The organism is Nocardia pneumoniae NBRC 100136 (assembly GCF_000308755.1).
GTDB lineage: Bacteria > Actinomycetota > Actinomycetes > Mycobacteriales > Mycobacteriaceae > Nocardia > Nocardia pneumoniae.
The window spans coordinates 30,538-48,496 of record NZ_BAGF01000049.1 but is presented as its reverse complement, the minus strand read 5'-3'; the positions used below and the strand labels follow the sequence as shown (position 1 = coordinate 48,496).

Annotated in this window: 13 protein-coding genes; 7 read left to right on the top strand and 6 right to left on the bottom strand. The window is 70.8% G+C overall.

The features are described from left to right. The first annotated feature begins 1 nt into the window (after nucleotide 1). Genes ON34_RS15110 through ON34_RS15100 form a run of 3 tightly spaced genes read left to right on the top strand, consistent with a single transcriptional unit; the run spans nucleotide 2 to nucleotide 2,080 of the window. On the top strand, nucleotides 2-667 hold the full coding sequence (locus ON34_RS15110) for an urease accessory protein UreF (protein WP_063821685.1): 666 nt from the start codon (nucleotides 2-4) through the stop codon (nucleotides 665-667). Between the two features lie 27 nt (nucleotides 668-694). Beyond that, nucleotides 695-1,414 (top strand): urease accessory protein UreG, encoded by a 720-nt coding sequence (ureG, locus tag ON34_RS15105; RefSeq protein WP_040779853.1) that lies wholly within the window; start codon nucleotides 695-697, stop codon nucleotides 1,412-1,414. 9 nt (nucleotides 1,415-1,423) lie between these two features. Then, nucleotides 1,424-2,080 (top strand): urease accessory protein UreD, encoded by a 657-nt coding sequence (locus tag ON34_RS15100; protein WP_040779851.1) that lies wholly within the window; start codon nucleotides 1,424-1,426, stop codon nucleotides 2,078-2,080. A gap of 222 nt (nucleotides 2,081-2,302) precedes the next feature. Here the strand turns inward: ON34_RS15100 and ON34_RS15095 are convergent, their stop codons facing one another. Both ON34_RS15095 and ON34_RS15090 read right to left on the bottom strand, forming a co-directional pair. Beyond that, complete coding sequence (locus ON34_RS15095) at nucleotides 2,303-3,163, bottom strand: hypothetical protein (protein ID WP_245548042.1); 861 nt, start codon at nucleotides 3,161-3,163, stop codon at nucleotides 2,303-2,305. Between the two features lie 115 nt (nucleotides 3,164-3,278). Beyond that, nucleotides 3,279-4,712 (bottom strand): NAD(P)/FAD-dependent oxidoreductase, encoded by a 1,434-nt coding sequence (locus ON34_RS15090; protein WP_040779849.1) that lies wholly within the window; start codon nucleotides 4,710-4,712, stop codon nucleotides 3,279-3,281. Between the two features lie 228 nt (nucleotides 4,713-4,940). Between ON34_RS15090 and ON34_RS15085 the strand changes: the two genes are divergently transcribed. Beyond that, a complete protein-coding gene (locus ON34_RS15085; protein ID WP_040779847.1) occupies nucleotides 4,941-6,437 on the top strand; it encodes a cytochrome P450 in 1,497 nt (498 codons plus the stop codon). A gap of 252 nt (nucleotides 6,438-6,689) precedes the next feature. Here ON34_RS15085 and ON34_RS15080 read toward each other — a convergent pair whose 3' ends face one another. Beyond that, the gene (locus tag ON34_RS15080) at nucleotides 6,690-7,574 is read right to left on the bottom strand and encodes a serine hydrolase (RefSeq protein WP_040779845.1); all 885 of its coding nucleotides are present in this window, start codon (nucleotides 7,572-7,574) and stop codon (nucleotides 6,690-6,692) included. A 125-nt stretch (nucleotides 7,575-7,699) separates the two neighbouring features. Further along, nucleotides 7,700-7,897 carry a hypothetical protein gene (locus ON34_RS15075; protein WP_245548041.1) on the bottom strand — a complete coding sequence of 66 codons (198 nt, stop codon included), beginning with the start codon at nucleotides 7,895-7,897 and terminating at the stop codon, nucleotides 7,700-7,702. A gap of 237 nt (nucleotides 7,898-8,134) precedes the next feature. Between ON34_RS15075 and recC the strand changes: the two genes are divergently transcribed. The 3 genes from recC (at nucleotide 8,135) to recD (ending at nucleotide 17,065) form a co-directional block, all read left to right on the top strand. Further along, on the top strand, nucleotides 8,135-11,503 hold the full coding sequence (gene recC, locus ON34_RS15070) for an exodeoxyribonuclease V subunit gamma (RefSeq protein WP_040779841.1): 3,369 nt from the start codon (nucleotides 8,135-8,137) through the stop codon (nucleotides 11,501-11,503). A gap of 262 nt (nucleotides 11,504-11,765) precedes the next feature. Further along, nucleotides 11,766-15,167: a UvrD-helicase domain-containing protein gene (locus tag ON34_RS15065; protein WP_051022667.1), complete on the top strand. Its 3,402-nt coding sequence runs from the start codon at nucleotides 11,766-11,768 to the stop codon at nucleotides 15,165-15,167. Then, nucleotides 15,164-17,065 carry an exodeoxyribonuclease V subunit alpha gene (gene recD, locus ON34_RS15060; protein ID WP_040779839.1) on the top strand — a complete coding sequence of 634 codons (1,902 nt, stop codon included), beginning with the start codon at nucleotides 15,164-15,166 and terminating at the stop codon, nucleotides 17,063-17,065. The genes ON34_RS15065 and recD overlap by 4 nt, the downstream gene beginning before the upstream one ends. A gap of 226 nt (nucleotides 17,066-17,291) precedes the next feature. On the opposite strand, the gene ON34_RS15055 is transcribed toward recD, so the two are convergent. Both ON34_RS15055 and ON34_RS36085 read right to left on the bottom strand, forming a co-directional pair. Further along, entirely contained in the window at nucleotides 17,292-17,732 is a 441-nt protein-coding gene (locus tag ON34_RS15055) for an NUDIX hydrolase (RefSeq protein ID WP_040779837.1), read from the bottom strand. 6 nt (nucleotides 17,733-17,738) lie between these two features. Then, the gene (locus ON34_RS36085) at nucleotides 17,739-17,894 is read right to left on the bottom strand and encodes a hypothetical protein (RefSeq protein ID WP_157172309.1); all 156 of its coding nucleotides are present in this window, start codon (nucleotides 17,892-17,894) and stop codon (nucleotides 17,739-17,741) included. Nucleotides 17,895-17,959: the final 65 nt, after the last annotated feature.

The following is a 17,959-nucleotide window of genomic DNA, read 5'->3' as shown; positions in this document are numbered from 1 at the left end:
AGTGCGTGAATCCGGTCCGAGCGATGCGGCTGCGTCGAGCCTTACGACGGTGCTCGCGCTCGCCGACTCGCGGCTGCCGATCGGCGGGCACGTGCACTCCGGCGGAGTCGAGGAGGCCATCGCCTCCGGCCTGATCCGCGACGCGGCGACGGTAGAGCTGTATCTGCGCCGCCGGATCCGGACCACGGGCCTGGTGGCCGCGTCGCTGGCCGCCGCGGTGTGCGCGGGCGAACTCGATTCGGCCCGCGCCGAGACGGAGGCCGACGCGCGCACACCCGCACCCGGCGCCCGCGCGGCCTCGCGCGCGCAGGGCCGTGGCCTGCTGCGTCTGGCCAAACAGCTGTGGCCGGAGCACGAGTGGTCGCCATTGGGTACGACACCGCACCTGTCCACGGTTTTCGGTGCGGTCGGCGCGGCCGCGGCGGTACCGCCGCGACAGATCGCGACCGTTGTCGTCTACACCACGCTCACCGGCGCGGCGACCGCCGCCCAGCGCTTGCTGGCGCTGGACCCCGCCGCGATCGCCGCATGCACGATCCGCCTCGCCGACCTGTGCGACCGGGTCGCCGCGGAGGCGGTGACCGGCCTCGCCGCGGTGTCCGACCCACTGCAAGACGTGCTCGCCGAGCGTCACCTGCGCCGCGACATGCCACTGTTCGCCAGTTGAAGCCCCTCGAGTCAAGGAGACCGCGCCATGCCCCCGCACCTGATCGACGGCGAGCCGCACGACCACGGTCACGATCGCCCCAAGCGGACCCGGACCCCCGGTGAGGCGCTGCGCATCGGCATCGGCGGCCCGGTCGGCTCCGGCAAAACCGCTTTGGTGGCCGCGCTGTGCAGGCAACTGCGCGACGAGCTGTCGCTGGCCGTGCTGACCAACGACATCTACACCACCGAGGACGCCGATTTCCTGCGCAGGCATGCGGTACTGCCCGACCAGCGGATCGCGGCCGTGCAGACCGGCGGCTGCCCGCACACCGCCATCCGCGACGACATCACCGCCAATCTCGACGCCATCGACGATCTGGTCGCCGCCAACCCGCCGCTGGATCTGATCCTCGTCGAATCCGGCGGGGACAATCTCACCGCGACCTTCTCCTCTGGACTGATCGACGTGCAGATCTTCGTCGTGGACGTGGCGGGCGGCGACAAGGTACCGCGCAAAGGCGGCCCCGGCGTGACCTTCTCGGATCTACTGGTGGTCAACAAGACCGATCTCGCGCCGCTGGTCGGCGCGGACCTGGGCGTGATGGAACGCGACGCGGCTCGGGTACGTGCCGGCCGCCCGACCGTGCTGGTCTCGCTCACCGAGGACCCGGCGGCGACGCCGGTGCTGAACTGGGTGCGCGAGCAACTACGCGCGATCGCCGAGCAGGATCGGGCGGGCACCGGCGAATCCGCTGTCGCGCACTGAGTTCCACTGTTGCGCACCGAGGTACGGATAGTCGCCACCGCCGCGGCGCTCCCGGAGATCCACGCCAGCGGTGGGCTGTCGGCTCGCCGCACCGGTCCGCGGACGGTTCATCTGATCGGCACCGCCGCCACGCCGCTCGGCGGTGACGAACTCGACATCGTGATCGTGGTCGCGCCGGGCGCGGAACTGGTGGTGCGCTCCGCCGCGGCGACCCTGGCGTTGCCCGGCGCGACGACGTCGCTGTCGTTCGCGCGGTGGCGCCTCGAAGTAGGCAGCGGCGGAGCGCTGGATTTCGATCCCGAGCCGATGATCGTCGCGGGCGCCGCCCGGCACCACACCGTCACCACGATCCGGCTGGCCTCCGATGCCCGGCTGCGCATGCGCGAACGTGTCCAGATCGGCCGCACCGGTGAGGATTCGGGCCGCTGGCGGGGAGATCTGATCGCGGACGTGGACGACACCCCGTTGCTGCGCCATCGTCTCGAACTGGGCGCGGGCACATCGGCCGACGACGCGCTGGCCGCTCCACGCGCAGTGGAGAGCGAACTCGTCTATCCCGACGGACGTCCGGCAGCCACAACGGGTTTGACACAGACCCGGCTGCCGCTCGCGGCCGGGGGCAGCCTGTTCACTCGCACCGGGTCGCTGCTCGCCGTCTCCGAGTGAGTCCTCGCCGAGCCTTTTCTCATGCTGTGTTCCCGTTGCCGGGGCAGCGATACGTCACAGCTTTCATCGGGAGTCGTAACGAACACTCTCGTACCGGTCCTGTGGAATTCGCCCAGGACGGGTGTAATCCGGCCTTGGACGGGAGAAAGAGAAAGGGTGGGAGCCCGCCAGTGTCGTCGGGTTCCCACCCTTTCGGTTTCTCCCTGGACTGCGCCGGTCCTGTCAACCGTTGGCCACCTCCGTGGCCGGACCGACCTCAGGGGTGTGGGCCTGCTCCGGTGGAGTGTCGGCGGACTCCGGAGGTGTGCTGAGGGCCTGCGGGGGCGCGCTGAAGGCGTGCACCGCACCGAGCGTCGCACCGACGCCCGCGCCGATGGCCGCGAGCGGAACGGCCATGAGGGCCGCGCCGTAAGCGGCACCCATCGGGCCCGCGGCGAGGCCGATCGGCGCGAACGGCAGGCCGATGGCCCCGCCGATCGCACCGCCCATGGCGGCCCCGAACAGGGCGAACGGGCTTGCGAACGCCGCTCCCGCGGCCGCACCGATCGCCGCGGCACCCACGGTCTGGCCCGCGATGCGGTCTGATCGGGTGCGTTCCATGCCGACCGAGTCCAGGAATGTCGCCATTGTGGCCTCGGCTTGCGCGGCGCCGTCGTTGAGCTGGATCGCCTGCTCCCGGTAGAGCCACTCCGGTGCGTCGACTTGCACGTCACCGAAGCGCAACTTTCCCGGCGGCGGCGCGATCGGCGGCACCGGGGCGACCGGAACCGGCAGGTGCAGCGTCTCTACTGGGGCCAGGTATTTCTTCTCCGGCATCGGCCGCGCCCATTGCAGCGAGCTCAGCACGTCCTCCGGAATATGCAGGCCCTCGTACGGACGCACATTCGGCGCTTCGGCCGCGGGCCACTGCTCCGACTGATCGGTGTGGCCGGTCTGCTGGTCGGTCGGGGCCGCAGGGACCGGATCGGCGTTCGCGGTTCCGGTCCCCACCAGCGCGACCACCAAGGGAATCGCGCCCGCTAGGACAACCGAGCCCATCTTCTGTCGACGCGGGTCGGCTGCTCTGTGCTTGCCTGTGCCCATAGATCACCTTTCATCCGGAAGGAGACTTCGACGCCCCACATTCGGATTCGCTGGCGACCTGGATTGGTCGGGTGCGCTGTCACAGCACGAATTGAAATAACTGTGTGTTTGCTAGTTAACCCGCTTTGACGTTGGTGCTGGCCCTGTCCACCGCCGCCCGGCTGTTGGTGGAGGCGCCGAGCGCGGCGGCCAGCTGTTCGGCGTCCTCGTCGTCGCCCGTACTGATGGCCTCCAGGGCCAGTCGCGCGAACACCCACTGCTCGGTGGCCGCCATCTGTCCGCGACTGCGGCCGAGGAAGGTGACGAACCACTGGATCACGGTGATGATCCGGCTGCGATACCCGACCAGGTAGTACAGGTGCAACGCCAGCCAGGCCAGCCACGCGATGAACCCGCCGAACTCCAGCTTGCCCACCTGGCACACGGCGCTGAACCGCGAGATGGTGGCCATGCTGCCCTTGTTGAAGTACTTGAACGGCTTGCGCTCCTGCGGCGACTGACCTTTCAGGCCCGCCTTGATCTGCTTGGCCGCGTAGGTCGCGCCCTGGATGGCGCCCTGCGCTTGACCGGGCACGTTCGGCACCGACATCAGATCGCCGACCACGAACACGTTCGGGTGGCCCTTGACGGTCAGGTCCGGCTCGACCACGACCCGGCCCGCGCGGTCGACCTCGGTCCCGTCGGACTGCTCGGCGATCATCTTGCCCAGCGGGCTGGCCTGCACGCCCGCCGACCACACCTTGCACGCCGACTCGATGCGGCGGACGGTGCCGTCGGAGTCCTTCACCGTGACGCCGAAGGCGTCGACATCGATGACCATCGCGTTGAGCTGGATCTCCACGCCCATCTTCGTCAGCCGTCGTTCGGCTTTGCCGCCGAGCTTCGGCCCCATCGGCCCGAGCACCGCGCCCGCGCCCTCGATCAGCACCACGCGCGCGTCGCGCGGATCGATGTTGTGGAAGGTGCCCTCCAGGGTGCGATCGGAGAGTTCGGCGATCTGACCGGCCAACTCGACACCGGTCGGGCCCGCGCCGACGATGACGAACGTCAGCAGCCGGTCGCGCTCCTCCTGGGTGGTGGCCAGCTCGGCCTGCTCGAACGCGCCGAGGATCCGTCCGCGCAACTCCAGCGCGTCGTCGATGGTCTTCATGCCGGGCGCGAAGGTGGCGAACCGGTCGTTGCCGAAGTAGGACTGCTGCGCGCCGGTCGCGACGATCAGACTGTCGAACGGGGTGACGGTGTCCTTGTCGAGCAGACGCGAGGTCACCGTCTTGTTGTGCAGGTCGATGTCGGTGACTTCGCCCAGCAGCACCTGTGCGTTCTTCTGCTTGCGCAGCACGAGCCGGGTGGCGGGCGCGATCTCGCCGACCGACAGGATGCCGGTCGCGACCTGATAGAGCAGCGGCTGGAACAGATGGGTCGAGGTCTTGGAGATCAGCGTGACGTCGACGTCGGCGCGCTTGAGGTGCTTGGTGCCGAACAGGCCGCCGAAGCCCGAGCCGATCACCACCACCCGGTGACGACCGTTCCCGACAGTCTGACTGCTCATCGTGCTGCTCCTCGATGGACCTCGGGGGCGTCCCCGGCGACGGTTCCTGACACGCCCAACCGTAGCCGCCGCGCCGTGCACCGTCACGGCGAGATCCCCGTTCCTGGCGTGTTGCGGTGCGATGTCTCACCGACGGCGAATCGCCGCGGGGAGGATCGCCGTGCCGGAACCGGCCGAGCGGATGCGGCGGAAAGCCTACGATGGACCCTGTCTCCAGGGAGGTTCACCATGGTCACCGGTGACCGCGTGATCGGCCGAAAAACCAGTGTGCAGGCCGAATCGGAGAATGTCGCGCTGATCGAGGTCCCGCACGATCATCTCATCGACCGTGCGCTGGGGCTGCTGCCGGAACGGCGCCAGGTGCTGGCCACGCCGCCGCGCGGCAGCGACACCGTCGCCGTGCGCGGCGATGCCGGATTGCCCTATCTGGGCCGGGCATTGCATTACATGCGCTGGGGTCCGGCCGAGATGATGGAGCGCTACCGCCGCTACGGGCCGGTCTCGCTGAACACCTCGCTCGGCGTGGACCGGGTGCTGGTCGCGGGGCCGGACGCGCTCGACGAGGTGCTCGGTCACCGGCGCCGCGACTTCGGCCAGGGCTGGGATTACTTCATCGGACCGTTCTTTCGGCGCGGACTGCTGCTGCTGGAATTCGACGAGCACAAATTCCATCGTCGGATCATGCAGCAGGCCTTCACCAGGGACCGGCTGGAGGCGCACTTGGCGGCGCTGACCCCGGTGGTGCGCGCGAGCATCGCGCGGTGGGTTCCGCGGGGCCGCGACGCCGAGCGCACCGTGCGGCTGTATCCGACGATCAAGGAGCTGACCCTCGACATCGCCGGAGAGACATTCATGGCCGTCGACGTCGGCCCGCGGCGCCAGCAGCTCATCGACGCGTTCGTCGACTGCACCCACGCCGGGCTGGCCATCATCCGGCACTCCGTGCCCGGCGGCAACTGGCGGGCCGGACTGCGCGGCCGGAGGGTGCTCGAGGAGTACTTCACCGCCATGCTGCCGCGGAAGCGCCGCACCGAATCGCCCGACTTCTTCTCCGGGCTGTGCCACGCGCGCAGCGAGGACGGCGGCGTCTTCGGCGACGCCGACGTGGTGAACCACATGATCTTCCTGATCATGGCCGCGCACGACACCACGACGACCACGGCCACCGCGGTCGCCTACTACCTGGGCAAACACCCGGACTGGCAGCAGCGGGTGCGAGCCGAGGTGCTCGGGATGGACGAACGGCTCGGCGACGCGCCGCCGACCATCGCGGATCTGGAGGGACTGCGCGACCTGGACCTGGTCGTGAAGGAAAGCCTGCGGTTGATGCCGCCGGTTCCGGGATTGTCGCGCCGCGCCGTGCGCGACACCGAGATCGCCGGGCACTACATTCCGGCCGGCGCCCCGGTCGACCTCGCCTACCAGGTCAACCACCTGCTGCCCGAGCTATGGACCCAGCCCGAGCGATTCGACCCCGAACGGTTCGGCGAGCAGCGGCGCGAGGACAAGTCGCACCGCCTGGCCTGGATGCCGTTCGGCGCGGGCGCGCACAAGTGCATCGGGATGCACTTCGGCACCTTCGAGGTCAAGACGGTGACCGCCGCCTTGGTGCGCGAATACGAGTGGCGCATCCCGGAGAAATACCGGATGCCCTGGGGATTCACCACGATCCCCTTCCCCAGGGACGGCGCGCCCATGACGCTGCGCAGGCGCGCCGCCACCTGAGCGATTCGCACCCTCCCGGCTCTGTGGGTTGCTCTGTCTTACGGGCGCCGCAGCGGCTGGCAAACGAACACCCAGCCGATTCGGACATTCCCAGCCCCGTCGGGTGCGAGTCTTACGAGCACCGTTCGCGGCCCGTCTCGCGTCCGAGTGACCGAAGCGCATGCGCCGCAGGCGCGAGTCTCGGTCGCTCGGACGCGAGACTTCCCGGGGCCGCGAACACGCAGCGCCGCAGGCGCTGCAAATCAGACACAGTCACCGCCCGGCGAGGAGCATCTCCGCGATCTTGGTATCGGTGTCGGCGCCCTCGGTGTAGCCGCCCGCGTCACCCAGCGACGTCATGATGGCCAGGGTGTAGCGCTCGCCCGGTCCCGCGAAGCCCACCGAGTTGACCACCCAGCCGCCCTGCTCGGCGGACCAGCCGTTCTTCAGGCCCGGCCGCATCTTCGCACCCGCGCCCCATACGCCCCAGTGCTGGTTGGAGTCGACCGCGCGCATCCGGTCCACCAGGTAGTTGCGGTCGTCGGGGTGCATCTGCTCGAGGATGTGGTTCATCAGCCGGTCCAGGTCGGCGGCGGTGCACTTCTGGAACGACCAGTCCGGGAACAGCGCGGTGTTGGTCGGCTGCGGCACCAGCGAGGTCATGCCGTTGGCGCGGAAGGCGTTGTTGAACGCCATCCGGTCGATCCCCGCGTACTTCGTCCACAGCACGTCGGCGGCGCCGTCGTTGGAGGTGGCCAGCATCGATTCCAGCAGGCCACGGTCTTCCGGCGACAGCGCGATCGCGCCGACCCGCGCCCGATTCAGCAGATCCGCGGCGATCGCGAGCTTGATCGTGGACGCGGTCCAGACCGCGTTCTCCGCGTTCGCGTTGGCGTAGACCCCGCCGGACACCCGATCGCGCACGACGTAGCCGGTGACGCCGGGACGGTTCTTCAAGTAGGCGTCGACGGCGGCGATGCGGCTGCTCATATCGCAGTCGAAACCGGCCAGGCATCCCTGCGTATGCGCGAGCGGCGCGGCGCCCGCGGTCGGGAGTATGGCAGGCAGGCTCGGAGTGAGGAGCGCCGTGGCGGCGAGGACACAGGCGGAGGCGGCCACGCGGGGAACGGTCCGGGTGGCGGGGGACGGATAACGCACGAGGGACCACGATCGCACATCGCGGGTCCCTTCGCACGTCTTGAGCTCGGGTCCGGGTTGTGCTATTCGGGCGTTTGCGTGCTTGCCTCGCACCGGGTTTCGACGTCGTCGCAGGCCAGAGCGGTTCAGCGGAAGGCGGCGCGCAGTTCCTCGACCGTCCGTCCGTTGAGGCGGTAGCAGTGCTCGAACGCCTCGGTGTGCCGGTCCCGGGGCCAGGAATGGAGGACGACGGTACGACCGTAGTGGCGCGAGTTGACGAGCTCCCAGCGGTCACCGACTCGGCGGACCGTGAATCCGCCTTTCGGAACCAGGGGAATCACCATCGCATCCATGAACGCGAACCAGCCTTTCGGTGCAGCTCTCGTCCCTCCCCGGTGCAGCACTGTCGCACATAGGCCGTGTGCGGCCCGCATGACACGACGGAGTAATCCGTTCTGGTGTGGTCTATTTCACTACCGTCCGGATGGGGCGGTGCGATTGCGCGTCGGTCGCCGGGCGTATAAACGTGCACGAAGTCCGAGGCCAGCGCTGCCCGGCACCCATCGACCGAGAGGGCGCAGATGCCGCTGCACATCCACCGTGCCGAGCGCGCCGACGTCCTTGCCCAGGCGCTCGCCGGGGTGCTGTCGTCGCCGCAGGAGGACCCGTTCGCGGCGGAAGTGGTCGCGGTGCCCGCCAAAGGCGTGGAGCGCTGGCTGACGCAGTCGCTCTCGGCGGTGCTCGGGGCGGGCGACTCGGCCGACGGTGTCTGCGCGAACATCGCCTTTCCGTCACCGGCCGCGCTGGTCGCCGAAGTGCTGGCCGCGGCGAGCGGGGTGGCGCCCGAGGACGACCCGTGGGCGCAGGAGCGGGCCGTGTGGACGCTGCTCCGGGTGATCGATGCGTCGTTGCCCGAGCCGTGGTGCGCCGTGCTGGCCAGGCATCTGGGCGCGCCGAGCGGCGCGGGCCGCGAGCACCGCCTCGGGCGGCGTTACGCGACCGCGGCGGAAGTGGCCGCGCTGTTCGACAGCTACGGCGCCCAGCGCCCGGCGCTGATCACCGAGTGGGCGGCGGGCCGGGACACCGACGGCGCGGGCGCCGCGGTACCCGACGACCTGCTCTGGCAACCCATGCTCTGGCGCAGGCTGCGCGCCGAGATCGGGGAACCCAGCCCGGCCGAGCGGCTCGAGGCCGCCTGCGCGCGCTTGCGTGCGGAACCCGATCTGGTCCCGCTTCCCCCGCGGGTGTCGCTGTTCGGGGTGACCCGGCTCCCCAGCGACCAGCTCGCGGTGGTCTCGGCCCTGGCCGCCGCCCGCGACATCCACTTGTGGCTCGCGCATCCGAGCCCGGTCCTCTGGTCGCGCGTGGACCGGATGCCACCGGCGCGTACCCGTGCCGAGGATCGCAGCGCCGCGGCGGTGTCGCATCCGCTGCTGGCCGGACTGGCCCGCGACGTCCGGGAGCTCCAGCAGCGGCTGGCCGGGCTCACGCCTACCGGCTCCGACACACACCATTCCGCCGTGACTGGAACCGAGAGCGGTGCACCGGAAGGTGGTTCGCCCACGACCTTGCTGCGTGCGTTGCAGGCGGGCATCCGTGACGACCGATGGCCACCGGCGCCGGGAGCGGTGGCCGCGGACGGCACCGTGCAGGTGCACGCCTGTCACGGTCCCGCGCGGCAGGTCGAAGTGCTGCGGGAATGCCTGCTCGGGCTGTTCGCGGCCGACGAGACGCTCCAGCCGCGCGACGTGCTGGTCATGTGCCCGGAGGTGGAGGCGTACGCGCCGCTGGTGCGCGCGGCGTTCGGGCAGCGGACGCCGGGATCACCGGAGGCGCAGGCCGATTCGGAGCATCCGGGCCATCGGCTGCGGGTGCGTTTGGCCGACCGGGGGCGCGGGGTGACCAATCCGCTGCTCGCGGTGATCGGTGTGCTGCTGGAATTGGCCGACGGGAGGGTGACCGTGACCCAGGTGCTCGACCTCGCGGCGGCCGAAGCCGTCCGGCGCCGTTGCGGTTTCGACGACGACGATGTCGAACGATTGCGCGAGTGGGCGGCCGAATCCGGTGCGCGCTGGGGGATCGGGCAGCGCCAGCGGCAGGCGTTCGGGCTCGCCGACTTCGCGCAGAACACGCTCAACAGCGCGGTGGACCGGATCCTGCTCGGCGTCACCGCGGGCGAAACCTCCGAAGACTGGCTGGATCTCGCGCTGCCACTGGACGACGTGGACAGCAACGACGTCGACCTGGCCGGACGCTTCGCCGAGTACATCGATCGGCTCGCGGTGTGCCTGCGCGACCTGCGCGGTCCGCGACCCGCGCAGGAGTGGGCGGCGGTGCTCGGCCGCGCGCTGGATCTGCTGACCGACGTGCCGGATGCCCAGGCGTGGATGCGCACCGAGGCCAGGCAGGAGCTCGCCGCCGCGACCGAGCACGCGGGTGAGGTGTCGTTGCGGCTGGCCGACGTCGGGGTGCTGCTGCGTTCGCGGCTGGCGGCGCGGCCGACCAGGGCCAACTTCCGTACCGGAGAGCTGACCGTCTGCACGATGGTGCCGATGCGGTCGGTGCCGCACCGGGTGGTGGTGCTGCTCGGCTTGGACGACGAGGTGTTCCCGCGCGCGAGCGGCGCGGACGGTGACGACCTGCTGGCCAGGCAACCGCTGCTGGGTGAGCGGGATCCGCGCAGCGAGGACCGGCAGCTGCTGCTGGACGCGGTGCTCGCGGCCCGGGACACGCTGCTGGTGTTCCACACCGGCGCCGATCCGGTGACCGGGGCGCACCGCCCGCCCGCCATCCCGGTCGCCGAACTGCTGGACGCGCTGCGGGCGCACGTCGGCGCCGCGATGGACGCGGTGGTCACGCGGCATCCGCTGCAAGACTTCGACCGCCGCAATTTCCGAGCCGAGCGCCCGTTCAGTTTCGACACCGCGGCGCTGGCGGGCGCGCAGGCGTCCGGTCGGCCCGCGCAGCCGCGTCCCGCGTTCCTGCCCACACCCCTGCCGCCCGCCGAAACGACGGATGTGGCACTGGCCGACCTGATCTCGTTCGCCGAGCATCCCGTGCGGGCGTTCCTGTGGCAGCGCCTCGGCCTGCGCGTCCCGGAGCACGAGGAGGACATCGCCGACCGGCTGCCCATCGAACTCGACGGCCTCGCCAAATGGGAACTGGGCGAGCGTCTCCTCGCCGCCCGCCTGACCGGCGCGGATCCGGCGGGGTTGCGGGCGGCGGAATGGCGGCGCGGCACCCTGCCGCCCTTCGGTTTCGGCGCGGCCGTCCTCGACGAGGTGGAGCACACCGTGGACCGGTTGGTGCGCGTCGCGCAGGCGGACTACGCGGGCACTCCGCGCGCCGTGGACATCGCGGCGGATCTGGGCAACGGACGCAGGCTCACCGGCACCGTGCCGGAGGTGCGCGGCGAAACGCTGGTCCGCACCACCTTCTCCCGGATCGCCCCGAAGCACCGTGTCGGCGCGTGGGTTTCGCTGCTCGCCCTCGCCGTCACCGAGGACCGGTCGTGGCGCGCGGTGAGCACCGGCCGTGGCCAATTCGGCCGTCCCGCATGGCGTTGTGAGCTCACCGCACCCGACGCGCCGGTGGCCGCGGAGATCCTGCGCGAGCTGGTCGCCCTGCGCGACGCGGGGCTGACCGAACCGCTGCCCGTCGCGCCCACCGCCACCGCGGTCTACGCCGAACGACGCTTCCGCGGGGCGGGTGTCGACGAAGCGATCGCCGCGGCGGAGCGTGAATTCAACGGCGGCCCCAACGGTCCCGGACCATTCGGCGATCACACCGACCGCCACCTGCGCTACGTCTGGGGCCCGGCGCCCCGGCTCGACGACCTGATGGCGGCACCCGCGCCCGCGGGAGAGCCGGGTGAGGCCACCCGATTCGGCGCGCTGGCCCGGCGGATCTGGGCTCCGCTGCTGGCCGCGGAAAGCCAGGGGCAGCCGTGATCGGTGATGATCGGGCCGGTCGGCGGCGTCCGGTGGGCGCGCTTCGGTGCGGCGCAGGGGAATCCACCACCGCCTCGGGGCGTGTTGGTCGCCGTTGCGCGGTCGCGCGCACGGCAGAATGGCAGCTCGGACTGTCGTTTCCGGCTGGTACCCCGGATCCGGTCGGCGCGGCGCGGCCGCTCCACCACGCGCGCACGACATCCGCAGACCGCGTGACATCCGCAGACCGCGTGACATCCGGCCGCGCAGGAGGGAGGCACGCGTGACCGTCCAGGAAACCTCCTTCACCGCGGCCGCGTTCGACGCCGCCGCGTTCGAGCCGTACGGTCCCTTGCCGACCGGAACGACCGTGCTGGAAGCCAGTGCGGGCACCGGCAAGACGCATGCCATCGTCGGGCTCGCCGTGCGCTACGTCGCCGAGGCCGGGATCGAGGTGGCCCAGCTGCTGCTGGTGACGTTCAGCCGCGCCGCCACGCAGGAGCTGCGGGAGCGCACCCGCGACCGGTTCGTCGCCGTCGCCGCCGGATTGGCCGACCCGGACGCGGCGCGGGCACACGCCGACGAGCTGGTCCGGTATCTGGCGGACGCCGACGAAGCGGAGGTGCGGCTGCGGCAGCGGCGCCTGCTGACGGCGCTGTCGGATTTCGACGCGGGCACCATCGCCACCACGCACAGCTTCTGTCAGCGCATGCTCGATGAGCTCGGGTTCGCGGGCGAACACGATCCCGGCACCCGTCTGGTGGAGAACGTGGACGACCTGGTCGCCACCGTGGTCGACGATTTGTACCTCAACCGCTACGCCCGCGCCGAACCTCCGTTCCCGGTGAAAGAGGCCCGCACGCTCGCGCTGGCGGCGGTGCGCGACCGGCACGCGGTGCTCGTCCCCGACGGCGAGTCCGGTGCGAGCGAGCGTGTGGCGTTCGCGCAGGCCGTCCGCGCGGAGACCGAACGACGCAAACGGCTTGCGGGGCTGCGCGACTTCGACGATCTGCTGGTGCTGCTGCACGACGTACTCGCCGATCCGGACCACGGCGCCCGCGCGTGCCGCCGCATCCGGGAGCGCTACCGCGTCGCCCTGGTCGACGAGTTCCAGGACACCGACCCGCTGCAATGGGACATCCTGCGCAGGTCGTTCCACGGGCATACCACGCTGGTCTTGGTCGGCGACCCGAAGCAGGCGATCTACGCCTTTCGCGGCGCCGAGGTGCTCAGCTACCTGGACGCGGTCGCGCACGCCGACACCCGCAAGGAGCTCACCACCAACTGGCGCAGCGACGCGGGACTGCTGGCCGCGCTGGACCACCTGCAGGGCGGTGCCGCGCTGGGGCACAAGGAGATCGGCGTGCATCCGGTCACCCCGACCAGGCCGTGGTCGCGGTTGTCCGGTCCGCGGCAGCTGATCACCCCGATGCGCCTGCGATGCCTGCCCCGCACGGGCGCCGGGCCGCTGAACAAGTCCGGGTTCCCGTCCGTCGGCCGGATGCGCGCCAAGGTCGCCGACGACCTCGCCGCCGACATCGTCGGCCTGCTCGAATCCGGCGTGCTGCTCGATGTGAAATCGGAACTTGCTGTGGCCGAGTCCGATTCGGACATGCGGCTGCCGGGCGACGCGGCGCGCAGGCCGATCGGACCCGGTGACATCGCGGTGCTGGTGCGGACCCGCTCGCAGATCGAGGTGGTGCGCGCCGCGCTGGACCGCGTCGGCGTCGCCTCCGTGCTCGCCGGCGGCACAAGCGTCTTCGCGACCAGCAGCGCGACCGACTGGCTGTGGGTGCTGCGGGCGCTGGAACAGCCGCACCGCGGCGACCGGGTGCGGCTGGCCGCGTGCACCCCGCTGCTCGGCGTCACCGCGGCCGAGATCGACAGCGGGGGAGCCGATCTCGTCGGGCGGGTCAGCGCGCAATTGCGCGAGGCCGCGCGGCTGTTCACCCGCGCGGGCTTCGCGGCCGTCTTCGAGAAGATCTCCGCCGACGCGTGCCTGGCGCAGCGGCTGCTCGCCGTGGAGAACGGGGAGCGCCAGCTCACCGACCTGCGGCACATCGCGCAGCTGCTCGACCAGGTCGCGCTCACCGAAGGACTCGGGCTTACCGCACTGACCCGATGGCTGGCCGACCGGGTGCGCGATCCCGCCTCCGGCGCCGTCGCCGACCGCAGCCGCAGGCTGGACCGCGACGCCGCCGCCGTGCAGATCGCCACCGTGCACGCCAGCAAGGGACTGGAATTCCCGATCGTCTACCTGCCGTTCGCCTGGGACAGCGCGAAGAACCCGTACCCGGCGACGCTGCTGTTCCACGACGACGAGGGTGCGCGCGTGCTCGACGTGGGCGGTCCGGACGCGGCGGGTTACGCCGAACGCAAGGCGCGCAGCGAAGCCGAGGAGGCTGGAGAGGAGCTGCGGCTGCTATACGTCGCGCTCACGCGGGCGATGTGCCAGATCGTCGCCTGGTGGGCGCCGGCGATCACCACCGCGGCTTCCCCGCTGCACCGGATGGTCTTCGGGCGGGCCGACCGCGGCGCCGCGGTCGCCGCGCGCGCCACCGTGCCCGCGGATGCCGATGCCGCCTCCGCCCTTTCGGCGTGGGCCCAGGACGCGGGAGCGGCCGTCTCGGTGACGGCGGCAGCAGCAAGCGACGACATCCCGATCCGGCGGGTGCGTACCGAACCCGTGCTCGGCGAGCTGGCGGCCGCGCGGTTCGACCGCGTCCTGGACCAGCAGTGGCGGCGCACCTCGTACTCGGCGCTCACCGCGTCGGCGCACGGACCTGCCGCGCTCGACACCGACAGCGAACCGGAGGATGCCAGGGGCCCTGGTGACGAGCCCGCGAGCGCACCGCCGATCGGCGCGTCCGAACCGGAGCCCACCGGCGTCGCCTCGCTGATGAACGCGCTGCCCTACGGCGCGGAATTCGGGACGCTCGTGCACGGCGTGCTGGAACGGATCGACACCGATCGCGCCGATCTGGCGGCCGAAGTACGCGACCGGTGCCGCGCGGCGGTGACGGAACTGATGGCCGAGGCGGACCCCGAACAGCTCGCCACGGCGCTGCTCGCGGTGCTGCGGACCCCGCTCGGGTCCGGCTGCCTGGCCGACGTCGCCTGCCGCGACCGCCTCACCGAACTCGAATTCGAACTGCCGCTGGCGGGTGGAGACCGGACCGGCGCGACCGCGGCGACATTGCGGCGGATCGCCGACCTGCTGCGCGCCCACCTCCCGGCCGACGACGACCTGTACGAGTACGCGGACCTGATGGCGGCGCTGGAGGACATCCCGCTGCGCGGCTACCTGACCGGCAGTATCGACGCCGTGCTGCGCGTCCCGGATGACGCGGCGCCGCGATTCGTCATCGTGGACTACAAGACCAACCGGCTGGGCACCGGTGATCTCACCGTCGCGCATTACACGCGCGACCGGATGGCCGCCGAGATGCTGCACTCCCACTATCCACTGCAGGCGCTGCTGTATTCGGTTGCGCTGCACAGGTATCTGCGCTGGCGACTGCCGGGCTACGACCCGGCGCGTCACCTCGGTGGCGTTCGCTACCTGTTCGTGCGCGGCATGATCGGGCCGGAGACGCCGTCCGGTTGCGGCGTCTTCGACTGGTATCCGCCCGCCGATCTGGTCGTAGCACTGTCGGCGCTGCTGGCCGGGGAGGCCGGGCGATGACCTCGATTCAGGTGGCGCAGCGGGGAACCGGCCTGTTGCGCACGTTCAACGAGGCGGGCGTGCTGTCGGCCGCCGACGTGCACGTGGCGCTGCGGCTGGGCAGGCTGGGCCGGGAATCGTCGGAGGAGGTGCTGTTCGCCGCGGCGCTCGCCGTGCGCGCGGTGCGCTCCGGCTCGGTGTGCCTGGAACTGCACCGGATGCGGGAGATCGGCGTCGACGCCGACGAAACGTGGGACGCCGGTATCGATCCGGCGACACTGCCGTGGCCGGACATCGCGACGGTGGTGGCGGCGCTGCGGGTCAGCCCGCTGGTGTGCGGCGGACCGGCGGGGCCGTTGCGGCCGCTGCGGCTGGTCGAATCCCGGGGGCCGGACGATTCCGGCCCGCTGCTCTACCTGGATCGGTACTACCGGCAGGAGCAGACGATCCGGCGGGTGCTCACCGAGCGGTCCGCCCAGCACCCGGTAGTCGACCCGCGGATCGTGCGTCGAGAGCTGGACCGGTTGTTCGACACACCGGCGGGAGCGGCGCCTGATCGCCAGCGGCTGGCGGCGGCGCTCGCCGCGACCCACTGGACCATCGTGGTGGCGGGCGGCCCCGGCACCGGGAAGACCCACACGATCGCGCGGATCATCGCGCTGCTGGACGCACACCGCAAGGCCCACCCGAAGCTGCCCGCGCTGCGTATCGCGCTGGCCGCGCCAACCGGCAAAGCGGCCGCGCGCCTGCAGGAAGCCGTTCGCGAACAAGCCGATTCGCTGGGACTACCGGAACTCACCGCCGCGACCCTGCATCGGCTGCTCGGCTGGCAACGCGGGCGCGGCACCAGGTTCAAGCACCACGAGTTCAACCGCCTGCCCTACGACGTGATCGTCGTGGACGAGACATCGATGGTCTCACTGACCATGATGAGCAGGCTGCTGGCCGCGCTGCGCCCGGACACCCGCCTGATCCTGGTCGGCGACCCGGATCAGCTCGCCTCGGTCGACGCGGGCGCCGTGCTCGCCGATCTCGTCGCAGGACCGGTCGCCACCACCCCGAACCCGGTCCTCGACCAGATTGTCGGCCCCGAAGCTGCTGCCCCAGCGGACCATTCGGAAGCGCTGACCGCGCTGGAGCGCACCCGTCTGCGCGGTGGCATCGTGCGACTGACCCGCGGCCGCAGGTTCGGCGGCCGGATCGCCGACCTGGCCATCGCGGTCCGGGCGGGCGACGCGGACGCCGCCCTCGAGCTGTTGCGTACGGACAGCGATGAACTGTCGCTGGCCGCGCCCGACGACCTGACTGCGGTGCGCGCCGACGTCGTCCGTGCCGCGGCAGCCGTCACCGGCGCGGCCCTCGAGGGTGACGCGGCGGGCGCGCTGAGCGCGCTCGAATCGCACCGGTTGCTGTGCGCGCACCGCCAAGGACCCTTCGGCGTCGAACGCTGGGACCGGATGGCCGCCGAGTGGGCCGCCGCCGGGGGAGCGGGCCCCGACACCTACCAGGCCCCGTGGTACCCCGGCCAGCCGCTGCTGGTGACCGCGAACGACCACGAGGCGCGCATCTACAACGGCGACACCGGCGTCGTCGTACGCATGCCCGACGGTTCCCTGCGGGCGGCGCTGCAACGCGGCAGCGAACCGTACCTGGTGCATCCCACCCAATTCCCCGCAGTCGTCACCGTCTTCGCCATGACCATCCACCGCAGCCAGGGCAGCCAGTACGACACCGTCTCCATCGTGCTGCCCGAGCCCGAATCCACCCTGCTGACCAGGGAACTGCTCTACACCGCGATCACCAGGGCCCGCCGTCACGTCCGGATCATCGGCACCGACGAGTCCATCCGCGCGGGCATCTCGCGCCGCGTGCTGCGCGCCAGCGGACTGTCGCGGCGCGAAGGAGAATCCGCAACCTGATGACGGCAATCTCACATTCGCGCCGCCATTGAAGGCGAGAGCTCGGCGTATGACCGGTGGCGGGCTAGCGTGCGCATTGGGCCAGTTCACTGAGCAGAGAACGCCGCCCCAATTCATCCGGGGGCGTTCGAGTGTTCGGCCGGTCATGCCGACATGCCCGTCCACTCCGTGCAGCGCGGCGGTCACCCCGCTGCCCGCCCGCGGGAAACTGCGCGGTGAGTTTCTCCTATGAATCCCGGTACCGGCGCAGGACTTCTTTCACCGCGTCCGTGACTGGGGGTTCTTCAGCCAGGCTGGTCCAGGTGTAGGCGTCGTGCTCGGTCAGCTTCACTGGCTCGGAGCTGGTCACGTCGACGGTGAAGTTGAACTGGCGGCTCTTCTTGCCACTGCCGGATTGGTAGTCGAATTCGCCGAGGTAGTCGCGAACAGCGGCGACGTCGAGCCCGGTCTCTTCCTTGACCTCTCGGATCAGCGCTTGGTCGAGCGGCTCGCCGGGATCAACTTTGCCGCTGGGCAGTTCCCAGATGCCGCCCAGGAAGTCGTCGGCAGGCCGTTGCAGCAGCAGTATGTCGGCGCCGTGTTGGACGACGGCTCCGACGACGAGTTGCTGCACGCCGTCGCGGTCGGCCGCACTGGTCAGCTTCTGCAAGAGTGTGGTCTCGATCATCAATCCTTATCCCTTCAGTTCGGTGTGGTGTGTGATGACTTTCCGGATTGCTTCGATGTAGCGGTCGACCAGCGGCAGGTCCTCGTCGACCACTACGAAATAAATCTGGCGCTGCAAACCATTGCGAGCAGGAAGGCAGCTTCGTCTGATCTCCGAAGTCACAGCGAATTTCCTTCGACCCACGGAGGACGCCTAATCGGCGTGGGCCGCGTCAAAGGCCGGATGTC

Excerpts from the sequence above, each read along its gene's own strand:
- recC (WP_040779841.1), top strand. The coding sequence starts at position 8,135 with ATGCCGCTGCACATCCACCGTGCCGAGCGCGCCGACGTCCTTGCCCAG.
- ON34_RS15095 (WP_245548042.1), bottom strand. The coding sequence starts at position 3,163 with ATGGGCACAGGCAAGCACAGAGCAGCCGACCCGCGTCGACAGAAGATG.
- ON34_RS15075 (WP_245548041.1), bottom strand. The coding sequence starts at position 7,897 with ATGGTGATTCCCCTGGTTCCGAAAGGCGGATTCACGGTCCGCCGAGTC.
- ON34_RS15085 (WP_040779847.1), top strand. The coding sequence starts at position 4,941 with ATGGTCACCGGTGACCGCGTGATCGGCCGAAAAACCAGTGTGCAGGCC.
- recD (WP_040779839.1), top strand. The coding sequence starts at position 15,164 with ATGACCTCGATTCAGGTGGCGCAGCGGGGAACCGGCCTGTTGCGCACG.
- ON34_RS15090 (WP_040779849.1), bottom strand. The coding sequence starts at position 4,712 with ATGAGCAGTCAGACTGTCGGGAACGGTCGTCACCGGGTGGTGGTGATC.
- ureG (WP_040779853.1), top strand. The coding sequence starts at position 695 with ATGCCCCCGCACCTGATCGACGGCGAGCCGCACGACCACGGTCACGAT.
- ON34_RS15055 (WP_040779837.1), bottom strand. The coding sequence starts at position 17,732 with ATGATCGAGACCACACTCTTGCAGAAGCTGACCAGTGCGGCCGACCGC.